This window comes from Chryseobacterium sp. HNCC26DJ240 (assembly GCF_057180485.1).
Genome location: NZ_JBXUGK010000007.1, coordinates 226378 through 241444 on the forward strand (window position 1 = coordinate 226378; position 15067 = coordinate 241444).

Annotated in this window: 18 protein-coding genes; 9 read left to right on the forward strand and 9 right to left on the reverse strand. The window is 35.5% G+C overall.

Annotated features, from left to right (window positions below):
- Positions 1-33: 33 nt before the first annotated feature.
- Positions 34-1110 (reverse strand): chryseobasin maturation metalloprotease ChrP, encoded by a 1077-nt coding sequence (chrP, locus tag AC2A1G_RS15325; protein WP_484047781.1) that lies wholly within the window; start codon positions 1108-1110, stop codon positions 34-36.
- A 53-nt stretch (positions 1111-1163) separates the two neighbouring features.
- On the opposite strand from chrP, the gene AC2A1G_RS15330 reads away from it, so the two are divergent.
- Entirely contained in the window at positions 1164-1871 is a 708-nt protein-coding gene (locus tag AC2A1G_RS15330; RefSeq protein WP_484047782.1) for a DUF4294 domain-containing protein, read from the forward strand.
- 19 nt (positions 1872-1890) lie between these two features.
- Here the strand turns inward: AC2A1G_RS15330 and AC2A1G_RS15335 are convergent, their stop codons facing one another.
- Positions 1891-2307, reverse strand: coding sequence for an NUDIX domain-containing protein (locus tag AC2A1G_RS15335; RefSeq protein WP_484047783.1), 417 nt, complete (start codon positions 2305-2307; stop codon positions 1891-1893).
- Between the two features lie 120 nt (positions 2308-2427).
- Positions 2428-3102, reverse strand: a complete 675-nt coding sequence (gene mnmC2 / locus AC2A1G_RS15340; RefSeq protein WP_484047784.1) for a tRNA (5-methylaminomethyl-2-thiouridine)(34)-methyltransferase MnmC2 — start codon at positions 3100-3102, stop codon at positions 2428-2430.
- Positions 3103-3185: 83 nt separating this feature from the next.
- Here mnmC2 and AC2A1G_RS15345 point away from each other — a divergent pair, with 83 nt between their 5' ends.
- The 8 genes from AC2A1G_RS15345 to AC2A1G_RS15380 all read left to right on the forward strand — a co-directional run bounded on the left by AC2A1G_RS15345 (position 3186) and on the right by AC2A1G_RS15380 (position 9519).
- On the forward strand, positions 3186-4259 hold the full coding sequence (locus tag AC2A1G_RS15345; RefSeq protein ID WP_484047785.1) for a branched-chain amino acid aminotransferase: 1074 nt from the start codon (positions 3186-3188) through the stop codon (positions 4257-4259).
- Positions 4260-4374: 115 nt separating this feature from the next.
- Entirely contained in the window at positions 4375-4884 is a 510-nt protein-coding gene (locus AC2A1G_RS15350) for an FKBP-type peptidyl-prolyl cis-trans isomerase (RefSeq protein WP_484047786.1), read from the forward strand.
- Positions 4885-4962: 78 nt separating this feature from the next.
- A complete protein-coding gene (locus AC2A1G_RS15355; protein ID WP_484047929.1) occupies positions 4963-5967 on the forward strand; it encodes a peptidylprolyl isomerase in 1005 nt (334 codons plus the stop codon).
- 73 nt (positions 5968-6040) lie between these two features.
- Positions 6041-6607: a hypothetical protein gene (locus AC2A1G_RS15360; RefSeq protein ID WP_484047787.1), complete on the forward strand. Its 567-nt coding sequence runs from the start codon at positions 6041-6043 to the stop codon at positions 6605-6607.
- An 87-nt stretch (positions 6608-6694) separates the two neighbouring features.
- Positions 6695-7276 (forward strand): hypothetical protein, encoded by a 582-nt coding sequence (locus tag AC2A1G_RS15365; protein ID WP_484047788.1) that lies wholly within the window; start codon positions 6695-6697, stop codon positions 7274-7276.
- 92 nt (positions 7277-7368) lie between these two features.
- Positions 7369-8091 (forward strand): 3-deoxy-manno-octulosonate cytidylyltransferase, encoded by a 723-nt coding sequence (gene kdsB / locus AC2A1G_RS15370; RefSeq protein WP_484047789.1) that lies wholly within the window; start codon positions 7369-7371, stop codon positions 8089-8091.
- Between the two features lie 171 nt (positions 8092-8262).
- A complete protein-coding gene (locus tag AC2A1G_RS15375; RefSeq protein ID WP_484047790.1) occupies positions 8263-8925 on the forward strand; it encodes a histidine kinase in 663 nt (220 codons plus the stop codon).
- A 15-nt stretch (positions 8926-8940) separates the two neighbouring features.
- On the forward strand, positions 8941-9519 hold the full coding sequence (locus AC2A1G_RS15380) for a glutathione peroxidase (protein ID WP_484047791.1): 579 nt from the start codon (positions 8941-8943) through the stop codon (positions 9517-9519).
- Between the two features lie 275 nt (positions 9520-9794).
- Here AC2A1G_RS15380 and AC2A1G_RS15385 read toward each other — a convergent pair whose 3' ends face one another.
- The 6 genes from AC2A1G_RS15385 to AC2A1G_RS15410 form a co-directional block, all read right to left on the reverse strand.
- A complete protein-coding gene (locus tag AC2A1G_RS15385; RefSeq protein ID WP_484047792.1) occupies positions 9795-10298 on the reverse strand; it encodes a GNAT family N-acetyltransferase in 504 nt (167 codons plus the stop codon).
- A gap of 30 nt (positions 10299-10328) precedes the next feature.
- Positions 10329-10823 (reverse strand): hypothetical protein, encoded by a 495-nt coding sequence (locus AC2A1G_RS15390; RefSeq protein ID WP_484047793.1) that lies wholly within the window; start codon positions 10821-10823, stop codon positions 10329-10331.
- A 52-nt stretch (positions 10824-10875) separates the two neighbouring features.
- Positions 10876-12240 (reverse strand): MATE family efflux transporter, encoded by a 1365-nt coding sequence (locus tag AC2A1G_RS15395; protein WP_484047794.1) that lies wholly within the window; start codon positions 12238-12240, stop codon positions 10876-10878.
- Positions 12241-12311: 71 nt separating this feature from the next.
- Positions 12312-13496, reverse strand: a complete 1185-nt coding sequence (locus tag AC2A1G_RS15400) for a sigma-54-dependent transcriptional regulator (protein WP_262147762.1) — start codon at positions 13494-13496, stop codon at positions 12312-12314.
- Between the two features lie 101 nt (positions 13497-13597).
- The gene (locus AC2A1G_RS15405) at positions 13598-14257 is read right to left on the reverse strand and encodes a YggS family pyridoxal phosphate-dependent enzyme (RefSeq protein ID WP_484047795.1); all 660 of its coding nucleotides are present in this window, start codon (positions 14255-14257) and stop codon (positions 13598-13600) included.
- Between the two features lie 48 nt (positions 14258-14305).
- Positions 14306-15037, reverse strand: a complete 732-nt coding sequence (locus AC2A1G_RS15410) for a DUF72 domain-containing protein (RefSeq protein ID WP_484047796.1) — start codon at positions 15035-15037, stop codon at positions 14306-14308.
- Positions 15038-15067: the final 30 nt, after the last annotated feature.

Below are 15067 nucleotides of genomic sequence, written 5' to 3' on the forward strand. Positions count from 1 at the left end.
TACTTTTATCTTTTTACATGAGTCTTTTACCTTTTAATGATACTTCAGTTTCATCTCAGGTTTAATTTCTAAAAGAGTTTCGTAGATTAATTTAATTACATTTCCAACGTCTTCTTTAGATACCATTTCCACTGTTGTGTGCATGTAGCGTAAAGGCAGAGAAATTAATGCACTCGGGACGCCACCATTTGAGTGGGCAAAAGCGTCGGTGTCAGTTCCTGTTGCACGGCTTGCTGCAGCTCTTTGGTACGGGATTTTTTTCGATTTGGCAGTATCGATAATCAATTCTCTTATTTTATGATGTACGCTTGGAGCAAAAAATACCACCGGGCCGTCACCACATTTCTGATCGCCTTCTTTCTTTTTCTCAATCATCGGAGTTGTGGTGTCGTGCGTAACATCTGTTACGATGGCGATATTTGGTTTGATGGTATCTGCAATCATGTCTGCCCCGTAAAGACCCACTTCTTCCTGAACGGAATTGGTAATATACAAACCAAAAGGAAGTGTTTTTTTGTTTTCCTTTAAAAGTTTTGCAACTTCAGCAATCATGAAACCGCCAATTCTGTTGTCTAAAGCACGGCAGACAAAATAACGGTCGTTCATTTGAAAAAACTCGTCAGGATAAGTAATCATGCAACCTACATGAATTCCCATTTCTTCAACCTCTTCCTTTGAGATTGCGCCGCAGTCTATGAAGATGTTTTCAATTTTTGGAGTAGGTTCGTTTTGATTAGCACTTCTTGTGTGAATTGCCGGCCATCCGAAAACACCTTTTACAATTCCTTTTTCACCATGAATACTTACTACTTTTGAAGGAGCAATTGTCTGGTCTGAACCACCGTTTCGGATAACATAAATCAAACCGTCATCTGTGATATAATTTACATACCATGAGATTTCATCGGCGTGAGCTTCAATTACTACTTTGAATTCTGCTTCAGGATTTATAATTCCGTAGCAGGTTCCGTAATGATCAACTTCAATTTTGTCGACGTAAGGTTTGATGTAATTCATCCAAACTTCCTGACCTTTATGTTCATAGCCGGTAGGTGATGATGTGTTTAAGTATTGTTCTAAAAACTTTAGAGACTTCTTTTCGAATTTCATATAGAAAGGAATGATTTTTGCGTTGATTTTTTTTGATACGAAGTGTAAAAATAATGATTTTAAATAAAATTTTCTTCCCTTTTCTTATTTTTTTTGCAATCTCCACCCACGCTCAAGTAGTTGATACTCTGGGAATCATGCCTTTAAGTAAATATCCGCAAGATCAGCTTAAAACTGATGAGTTTGGCCAGAAATATTTCTATGACGAAAGGCAAAAAGCAAAAATTTATGACATTAATGGGGAAACAGTAGTGATAATGGATGAGCTGAGACTGGTCAATAGGCCAAAATTCAACAATCAGCTTGATAAGAATTTTTATCACTTTTTAAATAAAAAACTGTACAGGGTTTATCCGCTTTTTCTTACAGCTCTTCAGCAATACCGGGATATTCAGGCTGATATGCAGGATATGGATTCTGCAGCTAAGCGCAAATTTGTAAAAGACCGTCAGAATATGTTGGCTGACCAATATGAGAAGCAGCTGAGGGATTTAACTACAACTGAAGGCCAGGTTTTCGCAAAACTGATGAGCCGTGCTACCGGGAAAAATGTTTTTGAAGTAATTAAAGAATTGCGAGGTGGATGGAGTGCTTTTTGGTGGAATGTAAAAGGTAAAGTGGCAGATATTGATTTGAAAGAAAAATACAATCCACATAAAAACAGAACAGATGAGTTTTTAGAATCTCTGTTACAATCCAACTGGAACTCGGGCTATTTGCAACCATATCCTGGTGCTAAAGATTTTAAATCTCCACGATAAAAATAATTCCTGTAAAATTTTACAGGAATTTTTCTTTTAATTTATCAAAAACAATTTTATCTACGGGAAGTGGGAAAGGATTGTCTGCTCTGTCAATGTCGATCCATTCTGTTTTTTCGATGCAGGGATCCATGATCAGGAAATCTTCCTCATTTATAATTTTTACTAAATAATATACTGTTAAAAGCTGTTCGTTTTCCCGAAATCTTGAAGTCAGAAAATGTTCCTGAGTGTAAAAGTGATCAATAATTTCAATTTTTACATTGAGCTCTTCATCAAATTCTCTGTGGAGGCAGTCGGTGAGTCCTTCGCCTAATTCAAGTCCACCCCCGGGAAGTTTCATCAACGGCTCGCCCGCATATTCTTCAAATAAAGTAAGCACTTTTTTATCTTTCACAGCACAGGCGTAAACCCTGACATTGATTTTATCTACCATATATTAATATTTGTAATGCTAATTTAAAGATTTTGTTTTGTATAAAACCTCAAAAAACCAATTATTCATCGGATCAATCTGAAATTAATAATCTGAAATCTTGAATTTTAAATATTGAATCTAAGCCTTCCATGCATTAATCATTTCTCTCTTTCCTGGAGGTCCAGGCACTTTTTCAACACTAAAGTTAAGTTCCTTTAAAGTCCTTCTCACGCTACCTTTTGATGAGTAAGTTGTTAACAATCCGTTCATGTTCATTTTCTCGGAAACCATTTCAAATAAAGGCTTTTCCCAAAGATCGGGCTGTACTCGTGCTCCAAAACAATCAAAATAAACAAGGTTTATTTTTGGTAAGTCTATGTCTTTCAGGTCAAAAAAGTCGCATTGAATCTTTTTTAAATTAAATCCCGGAACAATTTCATTTAAATTTTCCCAATCAGTCTGATGAATTTTTTGATAAATATTTTTTAATTCTGTGTTATCGAAAAGTTCAAAATACGCCAAATCATTAATTTCTGATTCATTAATTGGATATTTTTCGAGGGTAAAATAATTGATCTTATGATTTTTGTCAGTTTTTAAATATTCATTAATAGTAACTAAAACGTTCAAACCTGTGCCAAAACCGAGTTCTAAAATATTAATTTCATAATCATTTACTAAATTTAATCCATTTTTGATAAACACGTGTTCTGCTTCCTGTAGTGCACCATGGTGTGAATGGTAGTTTTCATTTAAATCATTAATAAACAGTGTTTTGCTTCCGTCGTTTGTTGTCTTGACTTCTCTTTTCATGCTTTTTTTGTCAAATTTAACCTAAAATTTTTATATTTAAAAAATTATATTAAATTTGTAGAACATCATAAAAAATTTAAGAAATGATAATTCAAAAGACAGAAAACTCCAGAATTTCAACATTCGACCCTAATAACTTTTCATTCGGAAATGTTTTCGCTGATCACATGGTGATTTGTGAGTACGAGAATGGAAAATGGGGTGATGTGAAAGTGGTTCCTTACGGTCCGATTCCTTTTACTCCGGCAATGATGGGAGTAAATTACGGACAGGCTTGTTTTGAGGGTATGAAAGCCTATAAAGACAAAGACGGACAGGTTTTCCTTTTCAGGCCCGAAAAGAATTTTGAGCGTATCAATAAATCTGCAAAGCGTCTTGCAATGCCTGAAGTTACTGAAGAAATGTTCCTTGACGGATTGAAAGCTTTAGTAAACATAGATAGAGAATGGATTCCACAAGGTGAAGGTAATTCGTTATATATAAGACCTTTAATTTTTGCTACAGAGGAAGCTCTGAAAGCAAGAGTTGCCAATAAATATATGTTTGCAATCGTGGCTACACCGGCAAAAATGTATTACACAGAACCGGTTTCGGTTAAAATTTCAGATCACTATTCAAGAGCGGCAAGCGGTGGTGTAGGTTCTGCAAAAGCAGCAGGAAATTATGCAGCTTCTTTCTATCCAACTCAGTTGGCGATCGAGGAAGGTTATGACCAAATCATCTGGACAGATGACGCTACCCACGAATATTTCGAGGAAAGTGGAACAATGAATGTTTTCGTTAGAATTAATGATACAATTTACACACCACCGACTTCAGAGAAAATTTTGGATGGTGTAACGAGAGATAGTTTCATTCAACTAGCTAAGAAAAGAGGTTTCGATGTGAAAGTTGAGCCAATCAAAGTAAAAGATGTAGTTGCTGCTCAAAAAGACGGATCTTTAAAAGAAGTTTGGGGTGTAGGAACTGCTGTAGTAACCACTGTTTTCCAGGCATTGGGATATCAGGGTGAGAAATTGGAGTTGCCAAGACTTGCAGACGAAGAAAGCTTCGCTGTAACACTTAAAAATGATTTGGTAAATCTACAAAACAACCTTTCTGAAGATCCTTTCGGATGGAGAGTTTTGGTAGAGAAGAATATTCTTGAAACAGTTTAATCAACTAAAAAATAAATTTAAAGCCAAGGTTTTCTTGGCTTTTTTTGTTTTTATATGTTCGTAGAATTGCGTATTTTCGCATCGGTTTATGAAATAATAAATAAACAGACTGCATTTGAAAAAAATACTTCTTCTTTCAATTCTGGCTTTCGTTGGCTGCAAGAGAAATACCACAGTTTATCCTCCGGTTGGCGGGGTTCTGAGCCAATCTGACCTTAAAACATCTAAAGAAAGAACAAAAAATCTCAATATTTTAGAAAGACAGCAAATCCAGGAATGGATATCTACGCAGAAAACAAAATTTTATCCTACAAAATTAAATTATTGGGTAGATGTTAATGGTTTTGATGACAGACAGAAGCAGGTGGATGATGTCGCAGTTTCCTATTCTTATGAACTTTACGATTTTGACATGACTAAAATTTATGAGAAGTCTTTTACAAGAGAAAACGCCAGGTTTGGTCATTTTGATGAACTGAAAGCCGTGGAAAACGCCTTGAGATACATGAAAGCAGGAGAGGAGATTACCCTTTTGGTGCCTTCTTCACTTGCTTACGGCACTTTTGGAGACGAAAATAAAATTGATAACGATGTTCCTTTAATCATAAAACTCAAATTATTATAAATGAAATTTTTAAATAAAAATATAATTCTTGCAGCGGCAAGCGTTTCGCTGATGAGCTGCACTCCAATCTATAAAAAAATGAACGTAGAAAAAGAAACTTACGAAAGTCTTGATAACGGACTTTATGCTAATCTTCAGACAACGAAAGGTAACATGATCGTGAAGTTGGAAGATAAAAAAGCACCTGTAACTGTTGCCAACTTTGTTGGTCTTGCAGAAGGGAAAATTGATAACAAAGCGAAGGTGAAAGGTGTTCCTTATTATGACGGAACTATTTTCCACAGAGTGATCAAAGATTTTATGATTCAGGGAGGTGATCCTCAGGGAACTGGAATGGGAGATCCTGGTTACAAGTTTGAAGACGAGAAAAACGACCTAAAACATACTGGAAAAGGAATTCTTTCTATGGCTAATTCTGGACCGAATACCAACGGTTCTCAGTTTTTCATCACTGAAGTGGCAACACCTTGGTTAGACGGAAAACACACTATTTTCGGTAAAGTTGTAAAAGGTCTTGAAACAGTAGACACTATTGCAAATGTAGAAAAAGGAGCTCAGGATAAGCCAAAAACTGATATTGTACTTGAAAAAGTAGGTATTTTCAGCAAGGGTGATGAGTACAAAAACTACGATGCCGCAAAAACTTTCACTGAAGGTAAATCAAAAATTGCTGCCAACAACAAAGCAATGGCTGAAAAAGCGGAAGCAGAAGCTAACAAAAATTTAGAAGGTCTAAAGGCCGGAATGCAGAAAACAGAATCTGGTCTTTACTACAAAATTACCAAAACGACTTCTGGGGCAAATCCAAAAGTAGGAGATAATGTTTCTGTACATTATGCAGGTAAACTTGTAAACGGAACCGAATTCGATTCTTCATTCAAAAGAAATGAGCCAATTGAAATTCCTATCGGGATGGGTAGAGTAATCAAAGGTTGGGACGAAGGAATTCTTTTACTGAAAGAAGGTGAAACCGCTACATTATTGATTCCGCCAGCGATGGGTTATGGTGCGAACGGTGCAGGTGGAGTTATTCCTCCAAATGCATGGTTAATATTTGATGTTGAGCTAGTAAAAGTAAAATAATCATTCAAAATAAAGTGAAAAAAGTCGTTCGGAAGAATGACTTTTTTTATTTTTACCAAAAAATAAATAGTAAATGAAATCGAAAATAGTTCTTGGTTTATTCATTCTTTTCAGTGTAATGTTTTCTGCTCAGAATGCAGACCAGCAATATATTACAAAGTCTTTTTCCGGATTTTTAAGTCAACTGAAGAACAAGGATATTGATAACGTGGTTGAAAGTATTTATCCTAAATTTTTCACGGTTTTGCCCAAAGACCAGATGAAAATGCTCTTAAATATGACCTACAACAACCCATTCATGAAAGTTGAAATCATCAGTTCCAAAGTTTCGCAGGTTGGGAATTCAGAATTGGTGAACGGAGAATATTTTTCTGTTGTGAATTATTCTACCAGAATCCGTTGCAATGCTGAAGGGATGCAGGAGGAAATGAGGAATAGCATTAAAAATATGCTGATCCAGAAATATGGAAATGGCAGCGTAGTATATTATCCAAAAGAAATGGCTTATTATATCAATGCAAAAACAAAAGCTGTTGCTGTCTCAAAAGACCGTAAAAACTGGAAATATATTCTGGTTGAAAAGGAGATGAAGTCTCAATTAAACAAGGTTTTGCCTAAGAAGATTTTAGAAAAGATTTAAATCAATTATTTTAATTTTAGAAATCAAAAACTAGTTTAGAGGATAATTTAAATGAATTTAAAAAGCCGGTTTTTAGTCGAAACCAAAATGTTGAGTTTTCTCACCCTCGGAATTATCATTTTGGTCATTCTTTGTGTCTGGATTTCTGGTATTCATTCTCACAGAACTTTGTTTCAGAATTCAATAATTTCCACTTCTATTCTGGCTGGAGCATTCTTTCTCTTTGTGAGTTTAGGATTGTATTTTGGTTTAAAATTGAAAGAGAATGTTGGTGCTATCGTCAGTAGAGAAAAACTGAAAAATATTGCCGACAAGAGGCCAAAGTTTGAAGGTTTCGATGGAGATTTACCCGATATTGGAGATGGAGACGGCTGTGCAGGAGTTATCTTATCTATAATCCTGTGGTTTTTTCTGGGTTTGGTTGCTGTATTTCTTCTCTATTTTCTGGGGATTTTCATTTGGGCTACAGTTCTTATCTTTATTGCAATGCTCTACTGGATTTTCTTCCGTGCTTTACGTTTGGTCTTTAAAAATTCAAAACATTGCAAAGATGATTTACTAAAAAGCTTCGGATTTGGAATTTTTTATTCATTCTTATATGTATCATGGATTTATGGAATCATTTTCCTGCTTCATTTCTTACAGCATTCTGAAAAAGTAACTTTTTAAATTAATCATTCCACCTGCAGACAAATTCTGTCGTTTGCAGCGTCATCTCAAAAACTTTTGCGACTTTTGTGTCTGAATTTTAAAGAAGATTTATGAAAATTATTGCAGTCATTCCCGCTCGCTACGAGGCAAGCCGTTTTCCGGCAAAACTGATGCAGATTTTAGGAGAAAAAACCGTGATTACTACTACCTACCAGAATGTTGTGGAAACAGGCTTGTTTGATGAAGTCTTTGTGGCAACAGATTCTGAATTGATCTTTAATGAAATCGAAAAAAACGGCGGAAAAGCAGTAATGACGGGACAGCACGAAACCGGAAGCGACCGTATTGCCGAGGCTGTACAGAATATCGACTGCGACATCGTCATCAATGTTCAGGGGGACGAACCTTTTTTAAAACTTGAACCTTTACAGCAATTAATCGAAGTGTTTAAAGAAGATGAAAATCAGGAAATCTCTTTAGCTTCATTAAAAATAAAACTTCACGAAAAAGAAGAAATCGAAAATCCCAATAACGTAAAGGTGATTACTGATAACAATGGTTTTGCTTTGTATTTCAGCCGTTCTGTAATTCCTTTTCATCGGGAAACTTCATACGATGTAGATTATTTCAAGCACATCGGAGTCTATGCTTTCAGAAAACATGCATTAATTCAGTTCTCAAAACTCGAAATGAAACCTCTGGAAATCTCCGAAAAAATAGAATGCATCCGCTATCTCGAATACGGAATGAAAATTAAATTAATCGAAACCAATTTCGTTGGAGTAGGCATAGATACACCTGAAGATCTGGAGAAAGCAAGAAAGTTAATTTAAAGAGCCAGGGAAAAAGTAAAAAGAGTCATTTTGAAAGAACCAAGGCAAAAGTAAAAAGAGCCAGGTGTGGCTTTCTTATTACAAATTCTAAATAGTTTGTTACACTGTTAGATTGATACATTGCTACATTATCCAAGAAAGACTTATATTTGACTTGATAAAAATGATTTAATGAAGAAAATTCTTTTAATATTCGTCCTGATATTTTCACAAAACATTTTCGCTCAGACTGCTAAGGAGATTATCGATAAAAATATCGAACTGTCGGGCGGCTTAACGCAGTGGAAACTTCTGAATTCTGTTTTGCTTCAGGGAAAAGTGATTTTGGGTGTGAAAGATGAATATCCGATTAAAATCTATCAGTCACGTCCCAATTTAACTAAAACTGCCATCACCATTGGCGGCAAGGAAACGGCGATTGAAGGCTACGACGGCAACAAAGGCTACGCAATGAATTACGCTGCCAACAAGCTTCAGGAGTACAAAGAATATGTGGCTGAGAGTTTCGACAACGATTTTATCGATTGGGAAAATAAAGGTTTTGAGGCGCAGTATTTAGGCAAAGAAAAAATCGGGAATATCTACTGTCATAAAGTGGAACTGACCAAAAATGTGAACAAAAACATCTATTATTTCGACACCAAAAACTTCATGCTTTTGAAAGAAATAAAAAAAGATGACACTTTAATGTACTCAGATTACAAAAAGGTAGGAAATTTGATGATGCCTTTCAGAATTGAATCGTCCAGCGCCAAAAAAGACGGCGATTATGTGATGATTCTCAACAAGGTGGAAATCAACAAAGTTTTTCCTGCCAATACTTTTAAATTTTAAAATACCTGAATCAATATGAAAAAGATGTTTATTGTGCTGCTTTCATTTGTGGCATTCATCAACAGCTGCGCTCAGAAAAAGTCTGAGACTTCAAAAACCAAAACCAAAGAACTTATGGGAAAATCAATTTACGATTACAAAGTAGATGCCCTTGAAGAAGGCAAATCCATTAATTTCGCTGACTTTAAAGGAAAGAAAATCCTGATTGTCAACACGGCCTCAGAATGTGGATTTACGCCTCAATACAAAGATCTGGAGCAGATTTCAAAAGAATATGGCGATAAATTGGTCGTAGTAGGATTTCCTGCCAACAATTTCGGGGGACAGGAACCTGGAACCAACGTAGAGATCGGCGCCTTCTGTGAGAAAAACTATGGTGTAACTTTCCCTTTGGCTGCGAAGGTTTCAGTGAAGGGCGACGATATGGCTCCCATCTTTAAGTTTCTTACAGAAAAAGATTTAAACGGTGTAAAAGACAGTGATATACTCTGGAACTTCACCAAGTTTCTTGTAGACGAAAACGGTAAGCTTATCGGCTCTTTTAAAAGTGATGTGAAGCCAACGGATGAGGTAATCGTGAAGTATTTGAAATAAAATATTTTTGGATTATAAATGAAAGCAACCTGTTTTGGGTTGCTTTTTTTTGTTCACAACAGATACCAATTAGTTTTTATCCTTTACTGAAAGACCTTGACTTCGCTCAGCCTGATAGTGAAGAAATATTCAGATTTAATTATCATCAGACATTGTAAATAAAGATAAACAATTTTTGTGGTAATTATTAGCGATGTCACCCTGAGCGTAGTCGAAGGACTTGTTGTTAGCAGAAATTATTAGAATTTCTACAATGATAATGTTGAAAGTAAATCTCAATTATTTTCAATACAATAAACAGATCCTTCCTTCCCATCAAAATCAAAATCCCTTTCATAATGAAGTCCAATCTTTTCTAAAACTTTTATTGAAGCGGTATTTTCCTTCATGGCTCTACCAACAATCTTTTTTAAATTCAAATGATTAAAGCCATAATCAATACAGGCTTTCGCACTCTCGGTAGCAAAACCTTTGTTCCAAAAATGCTCAAAAAACCGGAAACCAATGTCTGTCTCATCCAGCTTTTCATCATACTTTAAGCCACACCAACCGAGAAATTCCCCACTTGATTTTTCAATAACCGCCCATCTGCCAAAACCGTTTTTGTGATAATCTGAATAGTTTTCAAGAAAAGACCGAGCCTCTTCAACATTTTTAAAAGCTGAATTTCCAGTGTATCGAATGACATTAGGATTTAAATTTAAATGATAAAAATGTTCGGCATCATTGATATTAAATTCCCGAAGAATAAGACGTTTTGTTTCGAGTATGGTTTTCATCTAGGAAGCGTATTGTTGTTCGGAAAAATACTATTCAGAAATAGGGTATTTCATAAAAACTAGATTAATTCTCCATTTTTCAAGAACTTTAATAATTTCAGTAAGATCTTTATTTTTATTTAACATAAGAATTCCATTATAGATTGGAAAGTCATTCGCATTTAAATTAAATTTAATTAGGGCGTCTGAATCTCTGTCTTCCGCAGAAGTTATATGTTTTGCGAGCGTAATGATTAAATCAATATCTTTTTCAAGTTCATAAAATTTTGAGTAATCTTCATTCTCTTCTTCAAAATAAATTCTGATTGCGGAGTGAATATAATTTTCAAAAGCTAAAATTCCCAAACGATAAATCGATTCGCATTCTTTTTTTTCATCTAAAGTTCCCCACCAGTCTATTGAAAGTTCGTTTTGATAAAGGTTTTTTACAGCTTTTTTAACTCCGTCAATAATAATTTTTAATCTTGAAATGTTTTGATCCCATTTCAAGGCGCTTCTTCTCAGATCATCTATGGTTAAGTCCATTATCTATTTTAAATATAAATATAAAAAAAGCGATCCGAAGACCGCTTTCATTTTATAATTTATTTTGCTTAATCCGCTTTGCAGATAAATTGAGAAAACGCTTGACGAGCATCGCTGCTGAAATTGTTAAACCCAATCCGAGCGCAATCCACATTCCGAAGGCACCCATTTTCATTGTCACACATAAAACATATCCCAGAGGAATTGTGATCAGCCAGTAAGCGATAAATGTGTAGATAGAAGGCACTTTCACATCCTGCAAACCCCTCAGCATTCCCAAAGCCGTCACCTGAATTCCGTCTGAAAGCTGGAAAAGGGCAGCGATAATCAGGAGTTTTGAAGCGAGTAAAATCACTTCCACTTCTTCAGGTTTTGTGAAAAACGTAGGCAGAATATCTCTTCCGACAATAAAAAACAATCCACAAAGACACATGAAAAGAAAGGAAATTTTCAGATTGTTGATTCCGATTTTTCTTAATTCTATGAAGTTCTGTTCGCCAAGTTTTCTCCCTATCATTACAGTTGACGCCACACTGAAACCAATACATAAATTAAAAGTAAATGATGCCATGCTCAGCGCAATCTGGTGCGAGGCAATGTCGTGAGCAGAAATCAATCCACAGATGAAAGCTGCCGCTGCGAAAGCTGTTACTTCAAAGAACATCTGCAGGGCAGTGGGAAAGCCCAATCTTACCATTTTTTCAAACATATTCTTTGAAAAGACCTGCATTTTCAGGGAAAAATCTTTGATATACTGTCGGGTTTTCGGTTCTTTAATTAAAACAAAATACAGAAAAACAACCATGAAAATTCTGGCAATCAAACTCGCCAACGCCGAGCCTTTCACACCCATTTCAGGGAAAATCCAAAGTCCTTTAATGAAAACGTAATTTAAAACAATGTTGATCACATTGGCAATAATCGTTGCTTTAGTCACACCAATGGTATAAGATAAACCTTCAGAAACTTCTCTTAAAGTCTGAAATGCCATAAAAGGTACAATACTGATGGCCATAATCCAAAGGAAATCTTCCGTATCGGGAATAATTTTTGCGGGCTGCCCCGAATGATAGAGCAGTGGTAAGCCCGCAAATAAAACAAGCATCAAAATAATCCCAACGGTCATGTTAATTACAAAACCATGACTGAAAACTGAATTGATTGTTTTATGATCATGCTGAGAATGCGCCTCCGAAACCAATGGCGGAATAGCAAACGAAAAACCCAATGCCAGAACAAACATCGAAAAAAATACGGCATTACCCAGTGAAACTGAAGCCAGCGCGTCGGCTCCCAAAAGTCTTCCTACTATAATATTGTCAAAAAGGTTTACAGAAACCTGTCCAACCTGTGTAAGCATTACCGGAAGAGCCAGTGTGAGGGCTTCTTTCGTGTAATTTTTATTTAAAAAGTTCATAATAATAACAAAAAAAAATCTGCAGCATAAATACTGCAAATTTTTATAATTAAAGAGAATTAAGTATTAATTTATTTTCTCACAAAACTTGCAACGTCTTCCTGCGAAACTGTGGTTCCACCAAGAATGATTAATCTTTCCACCACGTTTCTCAACTCACGGATATTTCCTGTCCACGAAAGTGCTTCCAGAGCCTTGATCGCCGAATCATCGAATTTTTTCAAAGCAGTTCCGTGCTCATCAGAAATTAATCCCGAGAAATGGTCTACCAAAAGCTTGATATCTTCTTTTCTCTCATCCAAAGGCGGAACGTAGATTTCAATTACAGAAAGTCTGTGGTACAAATCTTCTCTGAATCTTCCGGCTTCGATTTCTTTCGCCATATTTTTATTGGTCGCTGCAAGAACCCTTACATCCACCTTGATTTCTTTGTCGCTTCCAACAGGAGAAACCTTACTTTCCTGCAAAGCTCTTAAAACTTTTGCCTGAGCAATTAGGCTCATATCTCCAATTTCGTCCAGGAAAATTGTTCCGTTGTTGGCCTGTTCAAATTTACCTTGTTTGTCTTTAATAGCTCCTGTAAATGAGCCTTTTACGTGACCAAAAAGTTCAGATTCAATCAGTTCAGAAGGAATTGCAGCACAGTTTACTTCTACCATCGGACCTCTTGATCTTTCGCTCAAATTGTGAATAGCGTGAGCTACCAGTTCTTTACCGGCTCCGTTGGGACCCGTGATCAAAACTCTTGCATCAGAAACAGCTACCTTTTCGATCATTTCCTGAATCTTTTTTAAAGGTTCAGACTCACCGATCATCTGGTATTTTTTGTTAACTTTCTTTTTAAGCGTTTTGTTTTCGTTCTGAAGATTTTTATTTTCTTTTTTAAGTGTTTCTTTAACTAAAGCATTTTTCACACTTGTAATCAGTCTGTTGATATCGATTGGCTTTGAAATAAAATCGTAAGCTCCATCTTTCAGACAGGAAACGGCAGAATCGATATCGGCGTGACCGGAAATCATAATAAAAGTGCTCTCAGGTTTCAGCGCCATGCTTTGTTTCAGAAGTTCGGTACCTGATAATTTTGGCATTTTGATGTCAGAAATTACCAGTGCAAAATCTTCTTTTTCAATATGTTTAATTCCTTCGAGACCGTCTTCGGCAATCACAAATTCATATTCGGTCAGTTCATCAGAAAGAATACTGTGAAGTACTCCGGAAATAGCTTTTTCGTCTTCTACGATAAGGATTTTTTGCATAGTCGCAATTTAATTAAATTTTCGCTGATAATTAGCAAATATTATTCCTAAATGGTTATTAGGCCTAAAACATTAGTAAACACTTGTAGGAACATAAAGATTTACTGTGCATAATCCCTTCTTCCAAAAATAGCAGAACCTACACGCACAGAATTGGCACCGCAGTTAATTGCAATCGGAAAATCATCACTCATTCCCATAGACAGGGTTTTTAACGGATGTTTCCCGTTAAATGTATCAAAGAGATTTTTTAAAACTGAAAATTCATTTTTAATTTGATTTTGATTGTCCGTAAAAGTTGCCATTCCCATCAAACCGGTGATTTCCACATTTGGAAAATCTCCGTTGATAAACCTTTCAAATAAGTTTTCAGCTTCAGAAGCTTCAAGGCCAAATTTTGAGTCCTCCTCAGCAATTTTTACCTGTAACAAAACCTTGATTGTACGGTTATTTTTCGCAGCTTCTTTGTTGATTTCATTTAAAAGTTTCTCAGAATCCACACTTTGGATGGTGTCGATAAATTCAGCGATGTATTTTACCTTGTTGGTCTGCAGATGTCCGATCAGATGCCACTGAATATCTTTTGGAAGTAGAGGATATTTTTCTGTCAGTTCCTGAACTTTATTTTCGCCAAAAACCTTTTGACCCAAATCATAAACCTCCTGAATTGCCGAAACGGGATGCGTTTTAGAAACAGCCACCAATTCCACATTTTCGGGAAGCTGATTTTTTATATTGTTGTAATTTTCCTGTAAGCTCATAAATGCAAATTTCTCATTTTTTATTGAAACTAAATTTAATTTCCTCAGTTATTCCTCCAAAATTTTCTTTAAAAATAACGAATTTTGAATCGCGGCAGTTCCCCACGTATTGTTGAAAAAGATAAAAGATTTCAGATGATTTTGCCTTATTTTGTCTGCCAGATCTTCAAGGTATTTATCTGAATATTCAGATTTATAAAGTATTGGTTTTCCGTGAAGTCTGTAGTACAGAACGTCGGAATTATTAATGATAAAATCTTCAGGAAGGTTTGATGGAAAACTGACCCCTGAAAAAATGATATTCATTTCCTTTAGAGCCTGAAAAATTTCATCTCTCCACCATGATTCGTGGCGAAACTCAATCACATTCAAAAAATTTAAATCTAAATTTTCACAAATCAAATCCAGATTTTCCTGTGTATTTTTGAAGGAAGGCGGAAATTGGTATAAAAATCCTGCCAGTTTTTCTTTCAGATTGATCTGAATATGATTACAGAATTCTGCAATTTTTTCTTTACATTCATTCAGCCTTTTTTCGTGAGAAATTATTTTCGGAATTTTAATGAAAAATTTAAAATCATCCGGCGTTTCATCAAACCATTTGAGCAGAGTTCTCGCAGTTGGTTTCCGGTAAAAAGTAGAATTGATTTCTACACAGTTAAATTCTTTTGCGTAAAGTGTGAGAAAGTCTTTGCTTTTCGCATCTTCAGGAAACAAAGATCCTTTCCAATCGTTGTTGTAAAAACCTGAGCATCCGATGAAAATCTTTTCTTTTTCCATTTTTTTAATTCCAATTACCAGTGATTTTGA